Here is a 21,541-nt window from a genome sequence, read left to right as displayed (position 1 = left end):
TATCTTATCACGATGCCCGTTCCCGCATAGGAGTGCTGTATGTCCGACTTGTTTGCTGCTTCCGACCTCTCAGAATCTGCACCGCGCCCGCTGGCTGACCGTTTGCGTCCGGCCCGGCTGGCAGATGTCGTCGGACAGGATCACCTGATCGGCTCTGGCGCGCCACTGAGCCGGATGCTCGAAGCAGGCCGACTTTCATCAATCATCCTTTGGGGACCACCGGGCGTTGGCAAGACAACGATTGCCCGGCTCTTGGCAGCGGAAACGGATCTTGAGTTTGAGGCCATCAGTGCGATTTTCTCAGGTGTGAAGGACCTCCGTGCGGTGTTCGAGAAGGCGGCAGCGCGGCGCGATGTGGGGAAGGGGACCCTGCTATTCGTCGATGAGATCCACCGGTTCAACCGGGCTCAGCAGGACGGGTTCCTTCCCTATGTCGAGAGTGGTGCGGTCACGCTCGTTGGCGCGACAACTGAAAATCCTAGCTTCGAAATCAACGGAGCGCTGTTGTCGCGGTGTGCGGTGCTCACGCTGAAGCGGCTTGAACCCGGCGATATGGAGACGCTGCTCAAACGTGCTGAGGCGCTTGAAGGGCGCCAGATGCCGGTGGAGGAGCGAGCGCGCAAGGCCCTGATCGACATGGCGGATGGCGATGGGCGGTACTTGCTGAATCTCGCAGAGCAGGCCTTCATGATGGCGGAAGCGCCGCGCCTGTTGTCACTCGCGGAGTTGAGCGACGCTGTTCAGAAACGAGCGCCCGCCTATGACAAGGACCGCGAAGAACACTACAATCTCATTTCCGCTTTGCACAAGTCGATCAGGGGCTCTGATCCCGATGCTGCGCTATACTGGTTCGCTCGGATGCTTGAGGGCGGAGAAGATCCCTTGTTCCTTGCGCGGAGGCTGGTCCGCATGGCGAGTGAGGATATTGGACTTGCCGACCCGACGGCGCTGTTGATCTGCGGCGAGGCTGCGCGAACATTCGAGAGATTGGGAAGTCCCGAAGGCGAACTCGCCCTCGCCCACGCCGTGATTCACCTGGCCACCGCCCCAAAGTCAAATGCCGCCTATGTCGCCTACAAGGCCGCACGACGCGCAGCTGCTGAAACCGGCAGCCGGAAGCCGCCGAATCACATTCTGAACGCGCCCACGGCGATGATGAAAGAACAGGGGTATGGCTCCGGATACGAGTATGACCACGATGCCGAAGGCGGCGTGTCTGGACAAAATTATTTTCCGGACGGGATGGAAGCCGAGTTATATTACCGGCCGAAAGGGCGGGGTCGTGAGAGACCTATTGCTGAGCGACTCAAAGAAATCGCCGATATCCGCTCTCGTAAAAAGGACCAGGCGTGACCCGTAACAAGCCAGTGCCGTCCATCTCGCCAGAGGATAAGGTATTCATCAGGTCACTGATCGTGCATCAGGATGATGATATCATCGCATTCAACAAGCCCTCGGGCTTGCCCGTGCAGGACGGTCGGGGAATTGATCGTTCGCTGGATTCGCTGTTGGCGGCCTTCGCGCGCTCCAATGGTAAGCGACCCAAGCTGGTGCATCGGCTCGACGCGGGCACATCTGGACTCATTATTGTGGCAAAGACGCAGCCAGCGGCGGCGTTCCTGTCAGAGGAGTTCGCCGAACGACGGACGAAGAAGACCTATATCGCGGTCGTCCGTGGAGCTATTCCTAACGAGCACGCGGGTTCGATTGATGCGTCGCTGGTGAAGGTTCAGGAGGCGGGAAGAGCGCGCATGATTGTGGCGCGTCCTGATCGCAAAGGCGCGCTTCGAGCGAGAACGGACTGGGAGAAACTGGAAGTGAGCGGGCCTCATGCCGTCCTGCGGCTTTCCCCCGAAACAGGACGCATGCATCAAATCCGTATTCATTTGGCGCATCTCGGGTGCCCAATCCTGGGAGACCCCATTTATGGAACTGGTAAGCAGGAAGCGCCGCGTCTGATGCTGCATGCGCTTTCGTTGGAATTCAGACGCCCCTCGGGCGGTGTTTCGACTTTAAGTGCCGCTGTTCCAATGGATTTTGACGACGTGGCCCGCAATCTCGGATTTAAAACATAATCCGATTTGTTGTGATTTGTGCACCAGTCAATGCGCGGGTTTAGTCTAAGCTGTGCATCAGCGGTCGAAATATAATCTGCCTGCGCAAAGCAAGGAAGGCCTGCCAGGTAAGGGCAGGCCTTCAGGAAGTATCAAATGCGGATCACTGTTCGCGCATGCGCGGTCCGACGGCCAGCATCTGGCCCGAATTGACGGAATCTGCAGTGGCCAGGTCTTCGATGAGGATTTGTACCCGGTCGTTGTTTGCCACGGTGCCGAGCATATAGGCCACACGGGCGGTTTCTTCCGAAACCCCGAACAGACTTTCCAGAGCCTCAAAGCCCGTCTTTCTACGCGGGTAGTATGTGAGGCGCGGCGTGACATCTGCGTCGATGCCGCCCAGTTCCTTGGCCTTCTCGATCGCGTCGATGAACCCGCCAATCTCGTCGACGAGCCCCTTGTCAATCGCGTCTTCGCCGCTCCAGACTCGACCCCGAGCAACAGCATGGACTTCATCGTAGGTCATGCCGCGGCCTTCACCCACGATGCCGAGGAAGCGATCGTACCCGCGTTTCAGCCAAGCTTTGACTTCAGCTTCCTGTCCTTGTGTGAATTTTCCGGCTCCGTAGGCGTCGGCGAAATCACCGCCCACGCTCACCGTGTCGAAGGTAACGCCGATCTTGTTGAAGGCGCCCTCCAGCGCAAATTTTCCCCCAAAGATGCCGATTGACCCGGTAATGGTGGACCGGTCCGCCATGATATAGTCGGCTCCGGCCGCCACGTAATAGCCGCCCGACGCTGCAACTGACCCCATCGACACGACCACCGGCTTGCCATTTTCCTGAACGCGCTTGATGGCCCGCCAGATCTGGTCTGATGCCGTCGGAGAGCCGCCACCACTGTCAACGCGGAAGACGATCGCCTTCACCTTTTCATTATCCCCAGCATCAAGAATGGCGCGGGCGATAGCATCGGAAGCAAATCCGGCTGGGCTCGAAAAGGGCGAACCGCCTTCAGACCCGCCTGTCACGATCGCGCCTTCACCTCCAACGACCGCGATAAGCGGCGCCTTCAAACTGATCGAAGGCGGGATGTAAGATGCCAGTTCGATGATTTCGGAATCTTTGCCTGCGCGTTCTTTGGCTGCGTCCTCTGCTTCTTCCGGCCAGCCAAGCTTGTCCATCAGCTTGAGGTCGATTGTTTCCTGGGCAGTCTTCGGTCCACTTTCGAGCGCAGACCTAACCGCATCAACGGAAAGCCCGCGATCCTCGGCGATATCGTTCAGCGAAACGTTCCAGATCGATTCGGCGAGAGCCGTCATCGCCTCGCGATGAGGTTCGGTATAGGCCGCTTCATTGTAAGAATTGGGTGCGTTCTTGTATTCGTAAAACGGATAGATTTCAGATTTCACGTCAATCTTGTCGAACAAGCCTTTGAGGAATTCCGTTTCGAACGTCACGCCGGTTGCAAATAAATCCGTTCCCGGCTGAATCCATATCTCGTCAGCCGCCGTCAGCGAGTGCAGAGCAGATGGCCCGCTCATTCCGTAAGTACCTTGCGTGTGTGCTATTATAAACTTTCCCGAATCTCGAAAACGATGAAACGCATCACGCAATTCTTCCGCGCGCGCGCTGCCCACACCGATCATTGCGCCTCGCACATATACCCCTTTGACGGAATCGTCGGTCTCTGCTGCCTTCAATTTTGTCAGAAGGTCGATAAAACCGGGCGTTTGCGAAAATGCCGCCAATCCCCCGACGGCGTTCTGGTCGGAGAATTCCATGTTCAGGTCGAGGCTGAGTACAACCTTGTCCGGAGTAGGCGGGGCGGAACTAGTCGCCCCCGCAATGAGTATGAAAACGAATGCGACCATGAGCAGGATGAAGACGAGCATCGCGGTGAACGCGCCTGCCATGGACAAAAAGAAGGTTTTCATGAGTACGCAAACTCCGTGCGATGCGATCAGGGGTGTCGAAGTTGAACTTTGCCGATTATCGATAAAAATGTAAAGGGCCGGGAGCATGCGACATGGAAATTGGCGGCTTGTCACATGTTAGATGAGCCACTGCGACTGAAACAATGTCATCGGGTGTTGCCAGAGTCAGTAAGAGTGGCTATCTCGCCTGCTTCGCGTTGGGGTGTCGCCAAGCGGTAAGGCACCGGTTTTTGGTACCGGCATTCCCAGGTTCGAATCCTGGCACCCCAGCCACCTTTTTGGTGCACGCGATAAAACAATCGTCATCGTTACTGTATTGCAAGTGTTGCGTTCAAATGCGGCGCGGATATTTTCGAAACGAATCGTAAAGCCTTGTTGATCCTGCCGTTCAGGGTTGTTAGCGTCGGATTTCGCAAATAAGGGCGTTGCGGACTTGTTGCCAGAATGGCAAGGGTCAAAGCGAGAGAGCGAGTAGCGCTCCAAAATGGGTAGGTGTCGGGCGAATTTGCCTTGCGACTTCCAAATAACTCGGCCGGTGTGTTTTAGGCCAGGCATTGAAACCGGGACATCTTCGCTAGCAGGATGCCTGATTGTGGAATTTTCCGCGCAACAATGCGCGACCGTTCGGAGAGTGTAGAGGCAAACCTCATGAAGAAACTTCTGTCACCAGCACACGGCGTCATCGCCGCTGCGCTGATTGCTGGACTGGCCATCCCGGCCCAGGCTCAGTTGCGCGAAGCGCTTAACACGGGCGAGCAGGCCACACGGCGTGCTGAACAAGTCCAAGACCAAATCAACCAGCTTGATGATCAGCGCACCGATATGGTTCGTGAGTATCGCACGCTGCTCCAGCGCCGCGATGCTGCCGAGCTCTACTCAAAACAGCAAGAACTCGTTGTGAAGAGTCAGCGCGAAGAGATCGCGTCCCTGACCGAACAGCTCGGGTCGATTGACGACATCACCGCGCAAACCGTTCCAATGCTTCTCAGCATGGTCGAAGATCTCCAGAACTTCGTTGCGGCAGACCTGCCCTTCAAGCAAACCGAGCGCGAAGCCCGCCTCGAAGCGCTTGTCGGCATCATGCAGCAGCCGAACGTGACGGCAGCAGAGCAGTATCGCCTCATCATGGACGCCTACCAGGCAGAGATGGAATATGGGCGGACGATCAGCACTTGGCAGGAAGAAATCGACATCGACGGCAAGCCGACGACTGTGGACATGTTCCTCTACGGTCGTGTGGCGCTCGTCTACCTGACACCAAATGGCAAGGCTTCTCGTTACAACCGGGCGACCGGCGAGTGGGAAAGTCTGAGCGGCAAGTACGCGCCTGACATCGCGAAAGCGATCCGGGTTGCTCAAGGCAAAGCGCAACAGGATGTCCTGTTCGCTCCTGTTCAGAAGTTCTCGGTCGAATAGTCGGCGCGATCCAGGGAAATAGAGGTATAGAAGATGTTCAAGTTTAAATCCTCGCTGAAGGCTCTGGGCGCGGCAACGCTGCTCGGTCTCAGCTCAGTAACACTCGCGGCTCCGGCTGATGCACAGGCGACTTTGAAGTCGGTTCTGGATAGCATCCGCAAGGACTCGACTGAAATGTCTGCCGCTGATCAGGCTCGCCTTCGCGAGTTCCAGCAAGACAAGAATGCCCAGGAAGGCAAGATGACCCAGGCGCGCAACGCGCTCGGTGCCGTCGAAGCGCGTGGCCGTGCCCTTGGCGCCGAATTTGATGCCAACGAGGCAGAGCTCGGTGCACTTGAGGGCCAAGTGTCCGAGCAAGCCGGCGATTTCCAGGAGCTGCTTGGTCAGTTCCGGACCGCTGCGGGCGAAACGATGCCGGAAATTGCGAACTCGTTCGCAAATTTTGACTATCCGGATCGCGTTGAAGGCATTGCCGAGATTGCCGAAGCGCGTACGCTTCCCAATCGCGCGCAACTTGAGCGTCTGCCAAATGCAATGCTTCAGGAAATGCTGGCCCAGTCAGAAGTGAGAACTTTCACGGCAGTCGTCGACGGCATCGGCCCGGACGGGTCGAACGCCGAAGCGGAACTGATGCGTGTCGGCGTGTTCACTGCTGCGACGACCAACGGAAAGAAGTTCGTTGAAGTTAAGAAGCAGTCCGGCGGCGAAACTTTCCTTCAGGCATTCCGGCAACAGCCAGGCGGTGCTTTCAGCTCGTCGATGGGTTCTCTGATTAATGCGGGCCCTGACCAGCTGGTTCGTGCACCCGTCGATCCGTCGAAGGGTAACCTGTTCGGTATCCTCGGCGATCTGCCAAAATTCAGTGACCGCCTGCAGCAAGGTGGCCCGGTTGGCGCTGTCATCGCGGTTCTTGCCGCTGTCGGTATCCTGATCGGCCTCTACAAGATCTTCACATTGTTCACGATGGGTGGTGCGATGCGCCGCACAGCGAAGACTCGTCAGGCTGGCACCGGCAATCCTTTGGCGCGTGTGTTTGAAGCATACGAAACCAATCGGAAAGCCGATATTGAGACGCTCGAACTCAAGCTCGACGAACAGATTCTTCGCGAATCTCCGCGCATTGAGCGCTTCAACGACATCATCAAGGTGTTCGCTGCAGTGGCTCCGCTGCTTGGCCTTCTGGGTACGGTTATCGGTATGATCATCACCTTCACCACGATCACGATCTACGGTGCCGGTGATCCAAAACTGATGGCTGGCGGTATCTCGGTCGCTCTGATGACGACCGTGTTCGGTCTCGTGGCCGCCATTCCACTCTTGCTGATCCACGCTGTCGCGTCATCGATGGCCCGTGGCAACCAGCAGATTCTCGACGAGCAGGCTGCAGGCCTTGTCGCTGAGAAAGCGGAATCGCTTCATGGGGTGGTGGCGTAAGCCATCACCCTCGTTTCACTCGAGGAGGAGGAACCCGATATGGGTTTTGCAGATCTACAAGCTTTCCTCGATCGTGGCGGTCCGGTGTTGATTGTCATTATGGCAGCAACATTCTTCATGTGGGCATTGATCCTGGAACGACTGTTCTACTTCAGGTTCGCTCACAAGCAGGTGGCCGCAGAAGCGATCGCGGAGTGGCGTTCGCGCTCCGATCGGAAATCGACGTTCGCCCATTGGGTGAAGGACAAACTGGTGTCTGAGGTTCGCGCGAAAGCCGAACAGAATGTCCAGTTGACAAAGGCCATGGTGGCGCTCGCGCCGCTGCTCGGTCTTCTCGGAACAGTGACGGGCATGGTTGCCGTTTTTGACGTCATGGCCATCACCAACGGCGCTGATGCAAAGGCGATGTCTGCCGGTGTGTCGCGTGCAACAATTCCAACCATGGCCGGCATGGTCGCTTCTCTCTCCGGGATACTGTTCACATCGGGCATGGACCGTCGTGTGAACCGCTCTGTTCAGTGGGTTGAAGACGAGATGGAGATCGGCTGATGCGCGGACGCAAGGTAAGAAATCCTGACGAGGCCAATGTCGACCTCACGCCCATGTTGGATGTGGTTTTCATTCTGCTTATCTTCTTCATCGTGACGGCAACATTTGCCCAGGAGGAGGCATTGGGACTAGAGCCACCTCCGCCTCCGGCGCCGCAAGATGACATTCAAGAGCAGGTGCCAGCCATCTTGATACTTGTTGATGCGACCAATCTCATCTCGGTGAATGGTAGGGCAACAGATATCGGTTCGGTGCGGGCCAACATCGAGCGGGTTCGGGCTGAAAATCCCGAAAGCGCGGTGGTTATCCAGGCGCACCCCAAGTCGAAGAGTGGTGTCATCGTGCTGATCCGTGATGCAGCGTACAATGCAGGCTATATGGACCGGGTGAACCTTGTCCTTACAGCCGTAGAATAGAGGAGCGACAAACATGGCACGCAGAAAACGCCAATCCGTCGCCGGCGGGGGAGGAGCGGAAGACGATGTCAACCTGACGCCCATGCTGGACGTGGTTTTCATTCTTCTCATCTTCTTCATTGTGACGGCGCAATTCATCAAGGAGCCCGGCGTTCCGATTGTCCGTCCTGAAGTCGACAACAAGGCTCAAGTCAAGCCGCTCGCGATTCTGATCGCGATCGACGAAAATAGCGATATTTACATCGACAAGAAAAAAATCGAACCCGCCGAGATTGGATTCACGTTCAAGCAATTGCGTGAGGACAACCCGAAAGGCGAAGTCGTTGTCCAGGCCGATGTTGATTCCGAAGCCGAAGTTCTGGTCGATATCATGGAGACGATCAACAAGATCGACGGCTCTACGGTGATCAATATCTCGGCCAAGAGAGAGTAGGAGACCAAGACATGTTCAACAGTCCTTTTCTCAGATTCCTAGCGGGGCTCGTGATTGCGGTTCCGATCGTCTATGCCCTGTTCATTCTGATGAGTTCGCTGATTAACGTCACGGAGATCAGGGTCGACAAAGGTGAGCAACGGGTGCTGGCTTCAATTACTCCCCAGCAGCAGGATAGCGAAGTGCGGACACGCCAGCGGTCCAAGCCGAAACGCTTGGACTCGGCAGCAAAGCCACCACCACCGCCCAAGGTGTCTGCTACCAAGTCACAAATCAACCTGCCGACCCCACGGATCGCAGGTGCTGCGCCGACGGAACTGAACTTGGGCCGGATGCAGTCACTGGCAATCGATCCGGTAGCTATTTCCGACCGGGATGCCCAGCCGATCCGTTCGCCCACGCCATCGTTCCCGCAGCGAGCTGCAGAGCGTGGAATTGAGGGAACCTGCGATGTTCGCTTTGACGTGGACACACGTGGACGCCCGTACAACGTCCAGGCAACCTGTTCGAACGACATGTTCACGCGGGAAGCAGAGCGTGCCGTTTCACGCGTGGAATTTGCTCCGAAGATCATTCGCGGCAAGGCGGCAGAGCGCAAGAACGTGGTGTATCCGCTCGAATTCAAGCTTCAGTAGCCCGAAGTTTGGTGACGTTCGATCAAATAAACGGAGCGCCCTGGCGATGGGGCGCTCTTTTTTTGAAGGCGTATATGGAACCTGACCAGACACGACGGTCAGAAGGTGGCCGACTTGAGTTGCTGATCGAAAAATGATATAAAGTAACAAAATCCAGAATTGGAGTGAGTTGGATTTTGGACGACGCCAGGCCTTTGGCTGGAGCCAGATCGAGTGCCGAAGAGGTTGGCAGATATACGCCGAATGGAATTGAACGCGCCAAGTTGATCGTTGGTCTGGCGCGTCGCGAACTAAGGTAATTTAGGTGCCGAGTGGCATTGACGAAACCGGGCGTAGCGACCCATACATATGTGGCAAGCGTTAAACCTAACAATGAGCAGAACTGCGCTGCGGAAAAGCTTGAAATAGCGCGTAGAAGTTCTTGATCCCGCCCGTCAATTCCGGTTGATTGGGCCAAACCCCGCGAGCTGCGCGGAGAGGAGAGGAAACATGGGAATTAGAGCGACTCTCAAGGGCGCCGTGATCGTAGGCCTGATGGCGACGATGGGTGCTGGTGCCGCATTGGCTCAGGCTTGCACGGACACTGAGTTCACATCCAATACGGGGCAAACCTATCTCGAGGCTGAACAGGCCGCGATGGTGAAAAAGGACTTCGCGACCGCGATCTCCAAGCTCAACTCACTGCGCACGCAGACTCTCAACTGTTACGAAGAAGGCGCAGTGATCAAGCTGTCAGCCTACATCAAAATTGAGAATGGTGACCGTAGGGGCGCGGTGCAGGATCTGCTTACAGCGCTCAACAAGGGTTATATTCCCGAGGCTGACGCCGCACAGACATATTACAATATTGCGCAGATCTATCTTCAGGAAGAAGATCTCGCCAAAGCGCTTGAGTATATGACCAAGTGGCAACAGACAGGGGGCAAGCCGGATCGTACGCAGAAATGGCAATTCGCTGTTCTCAACCAGCGTGCTGACAAATTCAAGGAAGCGGTCCGTTGGGCAGAAGACGTTCGGCGCGACGACGGATCCAACTTCAAACAAGAAGTCTATGATCTTTTGTTGTTCCTCTACAATCAGACCGGCGAGAAGGCGAAAATGGCCGAGGTGCTGGAAGTTCTGGTTGAACGCAATCCGTCCGAGCGGAAATACTGGGATGCCATCGCTGGTAACTATTTCGCTGACAATGAAGAGCGCAAAGCGTTCGAAGTTCAGAAGGCGATGTATCTCGGAGGACTTCTGAAAACGCAAGACGAGCTCATGCGGATTGTGAACTTCTATAATCGTTTCAATGCGCCGTACCATGCCGCGCGCGTTCTTGAGAAGGAAATGAACGCAGGGCGCATCACCAGAAATCTGGAGCGGCTCGAACTGCTTGCGAACCTCTACCAGGTTGCCCGCGAGCATGAGAAGGCCATTCCAGTCATCAAGCAGGCAGCAGATGCCGGCGGTGGCGGAGCGATGTATGAGCGCTTGGGTCGTTCCTATGCCGACCTTCAAAAATGGAAGGAAGCAGAAGACGCACTCAACAAAGCAATCAGCATGGGCGGTATCAAGGATCGCGGCAATGCATACGTTTTGATTGGTCAGTCGCGTTATGAGCGAAGTGACCGGACTGGTGCGCGCGAGTCGTTCAAGACTGCAGGCAACAGTGCCGGACGTAGCTGGCTCGACTTCATGAACTCAGAAGAAAATACCAAACGGGCGCTGGTATGTTTCGAAGTTCAGTCAGCCTGGCTCAACATTGAGAATGAAGCCAAGATTTGTAAGCGTCTCGCAGTTCTGGGCGAAGAAAACCTGCCAGAGAATTGCAAAACGATCAAAGAGCGCCTGGACGCTGCAGAAGCGAAATACAATGCGACGCCGGAATGCAAGGGACAGGGGACCTGATTGCACGTCTAGCGCAGTTGATCGTCCTTACGGGCCGGATATGACATAAAGCCCCGAGCAAGATTTGCTTGGGGTTTTTTGTTGCGCTTCGTTGTCGCGAAGTGAGTGACGAGCCTCAAAGAAAAACCGCCGACGGGATGACCGTCGGCGGTTTTTCTTTAGCGTGAACTCGGCTGACGCGCGGCTCAGGATGCGGAAGTTGATATCCCGAACGATGCCGAACCAGAATGTCCGACTGGCGCTGCTGGTTCATTTGTGGCGGTTGGCGTGGCGCCTTTTGGCCCCGTGTCCTTCAATGGGTCGTCGGCGTGCTTAACTTGACCTTCAAATACTGCATTCGACTGGATTTGTAGAGATGCGTGTACGATGTCGCCTTTGACGTGAGCGCCTGACTCCAGCTCAACCTTGCGGGCCCGGATCGAGCCACGAATCTTGCCCTTCACCTTGACGACTTCCGCTTTCACTTCACCCGTGATGAAGCCCGATGCACCGATGGTGATGTCAGTCGCGCTGACGTCACCGTCAACGACACCATCAATTTGCAATGCACCCTCGGAAATTATCGAGCCATTGATTTTCATGTCTGCGCAGATGATCGATGCAGCGCGCGCCGCAGGCTTCATTGCAGCTCCACGTATGGCGTCCTGTGCAGACGCGCCTTTGGTCGGTTCAGGTGAATTGGTTTCTTGATTTTTGTTTTTAGTGAACATGACGGCCTGCTTTCAAAAATTTCGCTGGATCATAAGGTTTGCCGTTGAACCAGACTTCATAATGAAGGTGGTCACCCGTACTTCTGCCGGTTGTCCCCATCTTACCGACCAAGTCACCGATTTCGACGATGTCTCCCTTTGATACCGTAATCCCGCTCAGGTGACCATACCGCGACTTGAATCCGTGCCCGTGGTCGATTTCAACGAGACGGCCATATCCCGAGCTTGCACCGGCGAAAGACACTTTTCCAGGTCCCGCGGCGACGATAGGCGCTGCGTGATAGGCGGCCAAATCAAGACCATTGTGCCAGCCTGGACGCTTCCTGAATGGATCAATGCGCATGCCATAATCGCTGGTCTGCCGAAAGGGCACGCCAACCGGTCGGCCGAGCGGGAGAGTGGCGACGATTTGTTCGTAATATCGCATCTCCTCTACCCGTGCGCGCGTTTGGGTAAGTCGATTGTAGAAGGAGGCATCTTCAGCCGACAGATTTGATGTGCTTGACGTCAATGTTGCGATCGATACGAGCGGGCCGCCCATCTCTGCGCCAGACATGATCCGGTCGCTGCCTACGGACGTCAACTGAAGGACACCACGCGCGCGTTCAGCGCGGTCAATGGCCATGTCCTCAGCTTCGTCCAAAATTCGTTCCTGATCGTACTTGAGGTTTTTCAAGCTGACGCGGGTACCGCTCATATCGAATGATGCTGTAATTGGCTGATAGTTTCGCGACTGGCGATTGTCCGCTTCCTCGATCGATGCCTTCACAAGGAGGCTGGTGCCGTCGCCCTTGAGTGCCGAGACTTCGAGATTCTCGTCGCCCTTCAGTTTGTCAAAAAGCTCCTCAAGCGCCTTCTGGCGGTCTTCCCACTCAGCCGTTTCTTTCTGAAACGCGTCTGTGCGCTCTTCAAGCAGCGAGCGCGAAAGCGCATCCTTCGCACGAAGTTCCTGAACCCAACGCTCATATTTCGCAAGTTCACGGTCGTCGGGATTGCCGGCGATTGTACTCGTGGGACCACCGAGCACGTAGCTGCCCGTCACAAAAAGTGTCCAGCCTGCCAAGGCGGCGGCACCTGCTGCGATGATGGCTTGCTGCCAGGGTGAGACCGAAATGTAGCGAACTGTGCCACCGCTGCGATGATAGATCTGGCGTTCTGGGAACGCTCGATCAAACGCCGCTTTAACGTTTGCACTCCACTTCGTCATTCACGCCACCCGTCGACTGGAAATCACACCCCATACTGCAATAAGCACTGCAGCACGTTTCCCAAACCCGTGGAGGCCATAAATACCCATTTCGAACTGGGGTGAAAGCCCTACGGAACACAATTCATGCAATTTTTCGCCTAATTGGGTAAATACCCTGTTAAAGTTCGGAATTTGGGATGACCTGTGCGTAATAAACGGCCACCTGTCAGACATTTAAGGAATCCAGCACATCTTGGGCGTGCCCCTTCACTCTGACTTTCGGCCAGATTCTTGTCAGGATGCCCTTGGGGTCGATCAGAAACGTAGATCTTGCGATTCCCATATAAGTGCGACCGTACAAATTCTTTTCGACCCAGACACCGTAAGCTTCGCAAACGCTTCCACTTTCGTCAGACCCAAGTTCGATCTGCAATCCATGTTTCTGGGCAAATTTCTGGTGGCGGATAAGGCTGTCCCGTGAAACACCCAAGATCGACGCATTGGCGGCCTCGAATTGTTCCGCAAGATCGGAAAAGTCTTTGGCTTCGCTGGTACATCCGGGCGTGTCGTCCTTCGGATAGAAATATAGGATCAGTTGTTTGCCTCTAAACGAAGCGAGTTGCTTGGTTCCCAATGTCGTTTCGATAGAAAATCCAGGAGCTTTGGCGCCTGGTTCGAGTGATCGGGTCATGTAATCCTCCTATGGTGCCTGAAAAGGACTGTGCTTATATCCAAGTCCTGCAGCAAAGCTGTTCGATACGTGTCGCATAAAGCTTAAGGAGCGTGCCGTTGGTTCGCCAGACCGCCTCGACGGTTATTCTTGAAATACTTGGAGGCCTGATTCTGCTCGTTATGGTCGTGGCAGGCTTGTTGGCATTCCGGTTGGCGAGCGGCCCCCTGGAACTGGGTGTATTCAAGGACGACGTGGAACTTGCGCTTACCGACGCTAGAGACGGTCGACCGGTACGGATCGGCGAACTCTTTCTGGAATGGTCACAGGCTGATCGTCGCGTCCGGGTCAGCGCGAGCAATGTCCAACTTTTCGACGACGCAGGCGTTTTGAGCGCAGAAGCCAAACGCGCCGACCTGATTTTGGCGGGCTCATCGCTGGTATTGGGGAAGGTCGAAGTGCTTGCGATGGATCTGGATGAAGGCTGGATCAACGTCGATAGCTTGACCGAGACAAAGTGGAAGGTGGCGGGTGATCCGCTGCCGGAAATACCCGCAGGAAAATTGCCGACGACGCCGGCCGAATGGCTTCAGCGTGCGAACGAAGTCTTGCCGCAGTTGCTTGTTTCGCTTGAGTACGCGGAATCGATAGTTGACCTGGAGCGCGTGTCATTCGATCGTTTTGAAGTTCGAGTCCGGGGCTCTGACGGTTCGAACTTGCTTACACTCAAGTCGGCGAAAGGACGGCTGGCTCGCGAAGCCGGGGGGATAGTCATGTCGGTTGCCGGTAGTGGGATTGGCGAAGGACTTCCAGCGGGACTGGCGGCAACCCTTGCGACCTCCAATTTGGGCCAGCGCCTGAAGGCGGAGTTTGCCGTTGCGCAATGGCCGCTTGCCGACTTGGCGATAAGACTTGGGATGAGCCGCGCGCGATTTGAAGGGCTGCCAGCAAATGTGGTGGTGTCATTCGACGTATCGAAGATGTCTGGCGTCGAACAAATCCTTGTAGAAGTGGATGCGGGCCAAGGCCGTCTTCCCGTCGGCGCCAATGGAATACAGGTTGAGAATCTTGGTCTGCGAGCTGCCTATACGGCCGCGACCGATGCTCTGTCGATCGACGTGAGCAGCACGAACGCAGGACCGCTCAAGGGGCGGGTGGTCATAGATGTGCAAGACGCCATGCAGGGGCAAGAAGGGCACAAATTCAGCCTAGTAAGCGAGGGGCTTGAACTCGATTTTACCCCATCGTTCGAGCAAGTCATTCCGATCAGTGAGTTGAGAGTTACAGGCGAGGTGGATCTGTCGCGCTACGCGTTTCGAGATGCCGAGATCCAATTGCAGACTGGCGCTGATCAATTGAAGGCGTCGGGTTCATTTGAACTTACGCCAGATCGCCAGCCGGGCGAACCGCCGCTGATCGGCAGCTTTGACGTCGCTTCGGAGGGTGACGTGAGCAAAGATACCGTTATGGCGTTCTGGCCGGTGGGCTTGGGAGCCGGGGCTCGGCGGTTCGCGGTCAAGCGGATTCCAGAAGGCATTGCATCTTCGGTGACGGGGCACCTCGACTTGCGGCGTGACAGCTTCTCCGAGGGCTATTTGAAGGATGAGCACCTTCAGCTAGATTTCAAAGTCCGCGATGCGGTTGTTAAGTTCATGGACAGTTTGCCCGCAGTTCAAAATGCAAGCGGAAAAGGCCATCTGTCTGGAAATGGCTTCAAGGTGATTCTGGAGAGTGGTGAATTTGGCGGCTGGTCTGTAGATGACGGCGTCGTGGATTTTCCCGCATTCAATCCGCCCGGCGTGCCATTCCGAGTGTTCGCTAAGGGGCACGGGCCGGCGACCAACATCATGCAGACTCTCGCCGAGTCCAGCCTGAAGATCGAATTTGACCCTGTGCGACTGTCTGGCGATGCCGAAATGACATTTGAAATGTTCCGGCCGGCCCGGGATAATGTGCCGTACAAGGATATTCGATTCTCGGCCCTCGGAGCAGTGGCGAAAGGCGGGTTGAAAAATGCCGCGCTCGGATTCGATCTGACAAACGGAAATTTCAAGATTGATACCGATCAGGCAGGCATCACCGTCAGCGGATTTGGCGACCTGGGTCCATCTCCAGTGCAGTTCACTTGGCGAGACGCGTTCAACGACGGTGACCAGCCGTCAAACCTTTCTGCAACAGCGGTTGTAACGCCAGACGTGCTCAATCGGTTCGGTATTTTGGGGCGGGCCTATCTATCTGGGGAGGTTCCCTTGGAGCTTCAGGCGCGCCTGCAAGGAGAGCGCCTCATTTCGGCCGACACGGCGCTTGATCTCAGAGACTCTCGAGTCGACATTTCCGAGATTGGCTGGGTGAAACCCAAGGGCGTTCCTGCGAAAGCGTCAGTCCAGTATCTAAAAACGGGAGATTTGGCGAAATCCACAGTTCTCTTCACCTCAGAAAATGCGCGTCTTGATGGCGACTATATCCTTGGCGACGATTCGAAACTGGTTTCGGCCGTACTGAGGCGCGCTTACCTGAAGAACAAGGCAGATTTTGGAGGCGACATGGCGCGGTCACCTGACGGTGGCCTGATGCTCCAGCTTGACGGAACCTACCTCGATCTGTCTGGACTGATGTCAGGGCTTGGGGCCGTAGGGGACGCTCAAAACGTCAACAAGACTCCCATGAATATCAGCGCCAATCTTGATACGTTGACGCTGAGGCCAGGCTTGGACATGCGCGATGCCAAACTTAATGCCCAGACTGGTGTCAGTGGACTATCGCTTTTCACGGCAACCGGAAGCGCTGATGACGGATCGCCGCTCTCGGCGACATATGACGCGACGCAACCCGGAGGCGCCACCGTCAATGTGGAAAGTGGAAATGCCGGGTTCATTACGCAGGCGCTGATTGGCGCGGATTTTCTTGAAGGCGGGAAATTGGAACTGACAGGAAAATTCACGAAAGATGCTTCGCCCGCGACGTTCGATATCGCTCTGACGGATGTAAGAATGCGCAACGCACCCTTCCTGACGCAAATACTGTCGCTGGCGTCACTTCGGGGCCTGGCCGACACATTGGGGGGCGAAGGCGTACTATTTTCCCGGATCGACGTGCCGCTCAAGCTCGCGAACGGACGGTACGTCGTTACGGGCGCGAAAGCGCAAGGGCCAGCGCTGGGCCTGACAACAAGCGGGTACATGGAAGGAAAAAGCGGCGCTATCGAGTTTAATGGCGTGCTTGTGCCCAGTTTCGGCATGAATTCCGCGCTGGGCGGGATTCCGATTATTGGCGACCTGGTGGTCGGCCGCGACGGCGAGGGCGTGTTTTCACTGACATACGCGATCAGCGGGACGTTGGAAAAGGCCAACGTATCGGTCAATCCTCTATCAGCGCTTGCTCCAGGCGTAATCCGGCGGATTTTCGAGAACCCGTCCGATACTAGGATCCCGGAAGCCAAACTTCGTACGCCCGATGAACCCGTTCCGTCGGAGCTTCCTCCCATTCCGGAAGAGCGTTTCGAATAGCGGTGACTTCCTAGTTCGCTTTGACCAATGCGTGGCGCTTCTTGCCAGCAGACAGCTTGATTGCCCCGTCGATCAGGTCAGCCGCGCCGAGCGTACCGTTCTGGTCGCTGACCAAGACATCATTCACTTTGGCTGCGCCCTGTTTGATCAATCGACGCGCCTCGCCGTTCGAGCCTGCAAGTCCGGCCGCCACGAAAGCCGCTGCCACGAGCATGCCTGCGTCAAGTTCAGATTGTGGAACCTCAACAGTCGGAAGCGCATCTGCCGACGCGCCAGCGCCGAACACGGCTTTAGCGGCTTCAGCCGATTCTGAAGCCGCGTTGGCACCGTGCAGTAGCGTCGTGGCCGCATTCGCCAAGGCGATCTTTGCGTGATTGATCTTGGCGCCCTGAAGCCTTTCGAGCGCCTCGATTTCGCCGAGTTCCAGATCGGTGAACAGGCGCAGGAACCGGCCCACGTCCGCGTCTTCAGTGTTGCGCCAGAACTGCCAGTATTCGTATGGGCTTTTCCTGTCAGCATTGAGCCAGACAGCCCCATCAGCCGTCTTGCCCATCTTTCCGCCAGACGCGGTCGTGATGAGTGGGGATGTCAGGCCATACGCCTCACCGCCGGCAACCCGGCGTGTGAGTTCGACCCCGTTGATGATATTGCCCCATTGGTCCGATCCGCCGAGCTGGAGCCGGACGCCGTATCGCCTGTGAAGTTCAAGGAAATCATAGGCCTGCAAGAGCATGTAGTTGAATTCGAGGAATGTATATGGCTGTTCGTTGCGCAGGCGGCGCTCAACGGTTTCCTGCTTGATCATCGTGTTGATCGTGAAATGCACGCCGTAATCGCGCAGGAATTCCACGTAACCAATCTTCGACAACCAGTCGTCATTGTTGACCATGATCGCGTCGGTAGGCCCGTCACCAAATTTCAGGAAGGGTTCGAACGCCTTCTTGATGCCTGCAATGTTCGAAGCGATCTGCTCATCCGTCAGGAGCGGGCGGGACTTGTCCTTGTCGGTCGGGTCACCGACCTTGGTCGTGCCGCCGCCCATCAGCACGACAGGCTTGCCACCGCAGCGCTGGAAATGGCGCAACATCATGATCTGGAGCAGCGAACCGACATGCAGGCTGTCGGCGGTGGCGTCGAACCCGATATAGGCGGCCGGGGTTCCTGTGGCGCAATAGGCATCGAGCTCGGCAGAGTGGGTCACCTGCTTGATGAAGCCCCGTGAATCCAGTGTTTTCAGGAATTCCGACTTGTATTCGGTCATTGTCTCGTGTCTCCGTAAGCGCAGGCGCGTAACACGGAAAGTGGAATTCTTGAACCATCCAATTCACGATAACGAACCGCAATGGGTTGCAGGTTTCATGTCCGGAACGTCACTGGATGCTACAGATGCAGCGCTGATTCTCACAGATGGCGAGCGCGTTCTGGAGTTCGGGCCGGTCGCCGAGCGCAAATATACAGCCAAAGAGCGGCAGGTATTACAGGATGCGACGGATGCGGCGCGGGCCTGGAACTGGACCGGACCGGCGCCGGAAGAGGCATTTGAAGCGGCCCGCAAGGTGGTTACCGAGACCCATGCAGAGGTGTGGCAGGTACTGCGGCAAGGGGGTGGTAAGGGAGTGGCTGTACCGTTGGCGGGCGTCCATGGGCAGACGGTTCTCCACAGGCGGCCCCGCCCAGACGCGCCCGGTGCGACCCTTCAATTGATCGATCCGGTCGCGTTGCAGACCGCCCTTGGCATCCAACTCGCCTACGATTTCCGGAGCGCTGACGTGGCAGCCGGAGGGCACGGCGCGCCCCTGGCGCCGGTCTACCATGGCGCGCTGCTGGACCGCGCCGGCGACGGAGCGAGCGCAGTGCTGAACCTTGGCGGTGTGGCAAACATTACGGCCCGCATGGCGGACGGCACCCTGTTCGCTTTCGATACGGGACCTGCCAATGGTCCGATCGATGAATGGGTCGCGGCGCATGGGAAAGGCACGCATGATGAGGGCGGTGCGTTTGCGTCGGCGGGTCAGGCGCAGGAGGGGCTGCTAGCGCAGTTGCTGGACCATGACTGGTTCAGGGAACTGCCGCCGAAGTCGCTTGATCGTTATGATTTCAATGCTGGCATGGCGCGGGGCCTCTCGTTCGAGGACGGGGCGGCAACGCTGACGGCCTTTTCAGCGCGGGCTGTGGCAAAGGGCGTGGCCCAGCTGCCGGATGCGCCGCAGCGGGTGATCGTATGCGGTGGCGGGCGTCATAATCCGGCGATGATGGCCGCGCTCCGTGCGGCGCTGCCGTGCCCTGTTTTGAGCGCGGAAGACGCTGGATGGCGGGGCGATTCAATTGAGGCGGAGGCGTTTGCCTTCCTGGCCGCGCGGACCGTGCGTGGCCTGCCGCTCAGCTGGCCGACCACGACAGGTGTTCCGGCCGCCATGACGGGCGGCCGGCTTAAGGGCTAGTGTTTCTCGGCTTCGATACGCAGTTTTTCTTCTGCTTCTTCGAGGCGCTGGTGCAGGTATTGCTCGCAGAGGCCGATCAGTTCGTCGTGCTTGTCGACATAGAAGTGATTGGCGCCCTTTACGCGGGCCCGTTCAATGATCTCGCCCTTCTGGACGCGAACCTTGGTGAGGGAGCGTTCGATATCTTCCGGGCTGGCAATTGCGTCTGAGTCGCCGCAGACGATCAGGCCGGACGCCGGGCAGGGTGCCAAGAATGACAGGTCATAATGGTTGGCCGGCGGAGAAATGGCGAGGAAGCCATCGATTTCCGGGCGGCGCATCAGCAGCTGAAGCGTGATCCAGGCACCGAAACTGTAGCCGGCACACCAGACGTAACGCGGGCTTTCGCTCAGGTTCTCGATGTAATCGAGGACATAGGCAGCATCTTCCAGCTCGCCGATGCCCTGGTCATAGACGCCCTGGCTGCGGCCGACACCGCGTGAATTGTACCGCAGGACACCGAATCCGGCCCGCTCAAACATCTGGTACAGCATGATCGAGATCGGATCCTGCATCGTGCCACCCGCCTTCGGGTGGGGGTGCAGGACCAGCGCAATGGGTGCGCCCGGATGTGGCGGCTCTGTGTAGCGCGCCTCGATACGGCCCTGTGGACCCGGAATAATCAGTTCTGCCATGACACCCTCGGAGTGAATTCTCTTGTAAGGGCGCGGTCATAATCCAAATGAACCGGGAAAAGCAAATTTTTCTGCACGTGCACACTGAACCTTGAGCGAGTATAAAAGAATCCATGATCTATGCTGACCACAATGCGACCTCGCCGCTTCGCCCGCAAGCACGCGATGCCATGCTCGCTGTATTCGACCTTGGGGCGACGAATCCATCGTCTGTGCATGCGAAGGGCCGGACAGCCCGCGGCGTCGTCGAGGCGGCGCGGGTGCAGGTTGGCGGCGCGATTGGCAGCCGGGCGGCAGATATAATCTTCACGGGTGGCGGAACAGAGGCCGATGCCCTGGCCGTTCAGGGCGTAGTGGATGCCCTGGAGGGCGCGTGCACGCTGATCGTATCGTCGATCGAGCACGAGGCGATTGCCAAATCGGCGGGCCATTCGGGCGCTGCGCTGCAAACGGCCTATGTGACGCCTGCCGGGCTGCTCGATCTGGATGATTTGCGCGCCCGCATGGCGGACTGGGATCAGGACACCTTGGGCACGCCGATATTGTGCCTGATGCTGGCCAACAATGAGACGGGGATAATCCAGCCGGTCGCCGAAGCCGCCGCGATCATGCGCGAGGCCGGGGGCCTGACGGTCTGCGATGCTGTGCAGGCACTGGGCAAGATACCCGTCAATGTCGGCACGCTCGGGGTCGATTACCTGTCCCTGTCGGCGCACAAGATTGGCGGTCCGCAAGGGGTGGGCGCACTCTGGCACCGGTCTGGAGCGCCACTGAAAGCCATCCTGTATGGTGGCGGACAGGAGCGCTCGTTGCGGTCGGGCACAGAAAACGTGGCAGGGATTGCCGGTTTTGGCGCCGCCGTCGAAGTTGCCGTCCGGGATTTGCCGAAATATGCCGCGTTGGCCAAGTGTCGCGACGCCATGGAAGCGCGCCTGAAGGCGGATGGCGGTATAGTGGTCATTGGTGAGGGCAGCCCACGCCTCGCGGGCACATCGAACTTTGTACGTGCCGGGTTTCGGGCTGAAACGCAGGTCATGGCGCTGGATCTGGCAGGTGTTTGCGTGTCTGCAGGTTCCGCTTGCTCTTCGGGCAAGGTCAAGCGATCTGTCGTTTTGATGGCTATGGGCGCATCTGACGCCCTTGCGGAATCAGCAATACGCACCAGCTTTGGATGGAATAGCGTGCCTGCCGATTTTGACGGCGTGGCCGATGCGTGGCTGGAAGCGGCACGGCGCATGGTTTTGAAGTAGAATGGGTGATGGACTGCTGCGGCGGGACCACCGAACACGAGGATGAGTGCATGGAAGTCCTAGTCAAAGACAGTATCGACGCAGGCACGATTGCGGCCGCCAAGGCTTTGGAATCTGAAAACTATTCGGCCGGATTCACGACCGATATAGAAATGGACATGGCGCCCAAGGGGCTGTCTGAAGACACGATCCGGTATATTTCAGCGGCGAAGAATGAGCCTGAATGGCTGCTCGAATGGCGCCTGAAGGCGTATGAGCGCTGGCTGACCATGGAAGAGCCGAGCTGGGCGATGGTTCGCTATCCCAAGATCGACTACCAGGCCTATTACTATTTTGCG

At 57.1% G+C, this 21,541-nt stretch carries 18 protein-coding genes, 1 tRNA gene and 1 pseudogene; 14 read left to right on the top strand and 6 right to left on the bottom strand.

From position 1 onward, the window contains the following. The first annotated feature begins 39 nt into the window (after positions 1-39). Both ACESNB_RS07250 and ACESNB_RS07245 read left to right on the top strand, forming a co-directional pair. Positions 40-1,353: a replication-associated recombination protein A gene (locus ACESNB_RS07250; RefSeq protein ID WP_373005792.1), complete on the top strand. Its 1,314-nt coding sequence runs from the start codon at positions 40-42 to the stop codon at positions 1,351-1,353. After that, positions 1,350-2,075, top strand: a complete 726-nt coding sequence (locus ACESNB_RS07245; RefSeq protein ID WP_373005789.1) for an RluA family pseudouridine synthase — start codon at positions 1,350-1,352, stop codon at positions 2,073-2,075. The genes ACESNB_RS07250 and ACESNB_RS07245 overlap by 4 nt, the downstream gene beginning before the upstream one ends. Before the next feature lie 142 nt (positions 2,076-2,217). Here the strand turns inward: ACESNB_RS07245 and sppA are convergent, their stop codons facing one another. Next, on the bottom strand, positions 2,218-3,990 hold the full coding sequence (gene sppA / locus ACESNB_RS07240) for a signal peptide peptidase SppA (protein ID WP_373005787.1): 1,773 nt from the start codon (positions 3,988-3,990) through the stop codon (positions 2,218-2,220). Between the two features lie 198 nt (positions 3,991-4,188). Between sppA and ACESNB_RS07235 the strand changes: the two genes are divergently transcribed. The 8 genes from ACESNB_RS07235 (at position 4,189) to ACESNB_RS07200 (ending at position 10,763) form a co-directional block, all read left to right on the top strand. Beyond that, positions 4,189-4,263: transfer RNA gene (locus ACESNB_RS07235), tRNA-Gln, on the top strand. Between the two features lie 375 nt (positions 4,264-4,638). After that, positions 4,639-5,406: a DUF3450 domain-containing protein gene (locus ACESNB_RS07230; protein ID WP_373005785.1), complete on the top strand. Its 768-nt coding sequence runs from the start codon at positions 4,639-4,641 to the stop codon at positions 5,404-5,406. 33 nt (positions 5,407-5,439) lie between these two features. After that, on the top strand, positions 5,440-6,840 hold the full coding sequence (locus ACESNB_RS07225; protein WP_373005783.1) for a MotA/TolQ/ExbB proton channel family protein: 1,401 nt from the start codon (positions 5,440-5,442) through the stop codon (positions 6,838-6,840). Between the two features lie 39 nt (positions 6,841-6,879). Next, complete coding sequence (locus tag ACESNB_RS07220) at positions 6,880-7,389, top strand: MotA/TolQ/ExbB proton channel family protein (protein ID WP_340692101.1); 510 nt, start codon at positions 6,880-6,882, stop codon at positions 7,387-7,389. Continuing rightward, a complete protein-coding gene (locus ACESNB_RS07215; protein WP_373005781.1) occupies positions 7,389-7,805 on the top strand; it encodes an ExbD/TolR family protein in 417 nt (138 codons plus the stop codon). The genes ACESNB_RS07220 and ACESNB_RS07215 overlap by 1 nt, the downstream gene beginning before the upstream one ends. A gap of 13 nt (positions 7,806-7,818) precedes the next feature. Next, on the top strand, positions 7,819-8,238 hold the full coding sequence (locus tag ACESNB_RS07210) for an ExbD/TolR family protein (protein ID WP_373005779.1): 420 nt from the start codon (positions 7,819-7,821) through the stop codon (positions 8,236-8,238). Positions 8,239-8,249: 11 nt separating this feature from the next. Next, positions 8,250-8,873, top strand: coding sequence for an energy transducer TonB (locus tag ACESNB_RS07205; RefSeq protein ID WP_373005777.1), 624 nt, complete (start codon positions 8,250-8,252; stop codon positions 8,871-8,873). A 489-nt stretch (positions 8,874-9,362) separates the two neighbouring features. Beyond that, on the top strand, positions 9,363-10,763 hold the full coding sequence (locus tag ACESNB_RS07200; protein WP_373005775.1) for a tetratricopeptide repeat protein: 1,401 nt from the start codon (positions 9,363-9,365) through the stop codon (positions 10,761-10,763). Positions 10,764-10,948: 185 nt separating this feature from the next. Here the strand turns inward: ACESNB_RS07200 and ACESNB_RS07195 are convergent, their stop codons facing one another. The 3 genes from ACESNB_RS07195 to ACESNB_RS07185 form a co-directional block, all read right to left on the bottom strand. Then, the gene (locus ACESNB_RS07195; RefSeq protein WP_373005773.1) at positions 10,949-11,473 is read right to left on the bottom strand and encodes a polymer-forming cytoskeletal protein; all 525 of its coding nucleotides are present in this window, start codon (positions 11,471-11,473) and stop codon (positions 10,949-10,951) included. After that, positions 11,463-12,680, bottom strand: coding sequence for a M23 family metallopeptidase (locus tag ACESNB_RS07190; RefSeq protein WP_373005771.1), 1,218 nt, complete (start codon positions 12,678-12,680; stop codon positions 11,463-11,465). The genes ACESNB_RS07195 and ACESNB_RS07190 overlap by 11 nt, the downstream gene beginning before the upstream one ends. A 208-nt stretch (positions 12,681-12,888) precedes the next feature. Further along, positions 12,889-13,353 carry a peroxiredoxin gene (locus ACESNB_RS07185; RefSeq protein ID WP_373005769.1) on the bottom strand — a complete coding sequence of 155 codons (465 nt, stop codon included), beginning with the start codon at positions 13,351-13,353 and terminating at the stop codon, positions 12,889-12,891. A 98-nt stretch (positions 13,354-13,451) separates the two neighbouring features. Between ACESNB_RS07185 and ACESNB_RS07180 the strand changes: the two genes are divergently transcribed. After that, positions 13,452-16,838: a DUF3971 domain-containing protein gene (locus ACESNB_RS07180; RefSeq protein ID WP_373005767.1), complete on the top strand. Its 3,387-nt coding sequence runs from the start codon at positions 13,452-13,454 to the stop codon at positions 16,836-16,838. 10 nt (positions 16,839-16,848) lie between these two features. On the opposite strand, the gene tyrS is transcribed toward ACESNB_RS07180, so the two are convergent. Further along, a complete protein-coding gene (gene tyrS / locus ACESNB_RS07175) occupies positions 16,849-18,099 on the bottom strand; it encodes a tyrosine--tRNA ligase (protein ID WP_373005765.1) in 1,251 nt (416 codons plus the stop codon). Positions 18,100-18,139: 40 nt separating this feature from the next. Here tyrS and ACESNB_RS07170 point away from each other — a divergent pair, with 40 nt between their 5' ends. Beyond that, positions 18,140-19,279: an anhydro-N-acetylmuramic acid kinase gene (locus ACESNB_RS07170; protein WP_373005763.1), complete on the top strand. Its 1,140-nt coding sequence runs from the start codon at positions 18,140-18,142 to the stop codon at positions 19,277-19,279. Here the strand turns inward: ACESNB_RS07170 and ACESNB_RS07165 are convergent. Then, positions 19,276-19,953, bottom strand: coding sequence for an alpha/beta hydrolase (locus ACESNB_RS07165; protein ID WP_373005761.1), 678 nt, complete (start codon positions 19,951-19,953; stop codon positions 19,276-19,278). The two genes, ACESNB_RS07170 and ACESNB_RS07165, sit on opposite strands and share 4 nt — an antisense overlap. A gap of 113 nt (positions 19,954-20,066) precedes the next feature. Here ACESNB_RS07165 and ACESNB_RS07160 point away from each other — a divergent pair, with 113 nt between their 5' ends. Next, on the top strand, positions 20,067-21,203 hold the full coding sequence (locus ACESNB_RS07160; RefSeq protein WP_373005759.1) for a cysteine desulfurase family protein: 1,137 nt from the start codon (positions 20,067-20,069) through the stop codon (positions 21,201-21,203). Positions 21,204-21,253: 50 nt separating this feature from the next. Beyond that, positions 21,254-21,541: pseudogene (locus tag ACESNB_RS07155) on the top strand (Fe-S cluster assembly protein SufB); the annotation flags it as partial.

The organism is Hyphomonas sp. (assembly GCF_041689225.1).
GTDB lineage: Bacteria > Pseudomonadota > Alphaproteobacteria > Caulobacterales > Hyphomonadaceae > Hyphomonas.
This window is presented reverse-complemented; position numbering and strand designations above follow the sequence as displayed.

Bases quoted from the DNA above. Each gene is read 5' to 3' on its own strand.
- ACESNB_RS07250 (WP_373005792.1), top strand. From the start codon at position 40: ATGTCCGACTTGTTTGCTGCTTCCGACCTCTCAGAATCTGCACCGCGC.
- sppA (WP_373005787.1), bottom strand. From the start codon at position 3,990: ATGAAAACCTTCTTTTTGTCCATGGCAGGCGCGTTCACCGCGATGCTC.
- ACESNB_RS07230 (WP_373005785.1), top strand. From the start codon at position 4,639: ATGAAGAAACTTCTGTCACCAGCACACGGCGTCATCGCCGCTGCGCTG.
- ACESNB_RS07225 (WP_373005783.1), top strand. From the start codon at position 5,440: ATGTTCAAGTTTAAATCCTCGCTGAAGGCTCTGGGCGCGGCAACGCTG.
- ACESNB_RS07220 (WP_340692101.1), top strand. From the start codon at position 6,880: ATGGGTTTTGCAGATCTACAAGCTTTCCTCGATCGTGGCGGTCCGGTG.
- ACESNB_RS07215 (WP_373005781.1), top strand. From the start codon at position 7,389: ATGCGCGGACGCAAGGTAAGAAATCCTGACGAGGCCAATGTCGACCTC.
- ACESNB_RS07210 (WP_373005779.1), top strand. From the start codon at position 7,819: ATGGCACGCAGAAAACGCCAATCCGTCGCCGGCGGGGGAGGAGCGGAA.
- ACESNB_RS07205 (WP_373005777.1), top strand. From the start codon at position 8,250: ATGTTCAACAGTCCTTTTCTCAGATTCCTAGCGGGGCTCGTGATTGCG.
- ACESNB_RS07200 (WP_373005775.1), top strand. From the start codon at position 9,363: ATGGGAATTAGAGCGACTCTCAAGGGCGCCGTGATCGTAGGCCTGATG.
- ACESNB_RS07195 (WP_373005773.1), bottom strand. From the start codon at position 11,473: ATGTTCACTAAAAACAAAAATCAAGAAACCAATTCACCTGAACCGACC.
- ACESNB_RS07190 (WP_373005771.1), bottom strand. From the start codon at position 12,680: ATGACGAAGTGGAGTGCAAACGTTAAAGCGGCGTTTGATCGAGCGTTC.
- ACESNB_RS07185 (WP_373005769.1), bottom strand. From the start codon at position 13,353: ATGACCCGATCACTCGAACCAGGCGCCAAAGCTCCTGGATTTTCTATC.
- tyrS (WP_373005765.1), bottom strand. From the start codon at position 18,099: ATGACCGAATACAAGTCGGAATTCCTGAAAACACTGGATTCACGGGGC.
- ACESNB_RS07165 (WP_373005761.1), bottom strand. From the start codon at position 19,953: ATGGCAGAACTGATTATTCCGGGTCCACAGGGCCGTATCGAGGCGCGC.
- ACESNB_RS07160 (WP_373005759.1), top strand. From the start codon at position 20,067: ATGATCTATGCTGACCACAATGCGACCTCGCCGCTTCGCCCGCAAGCA.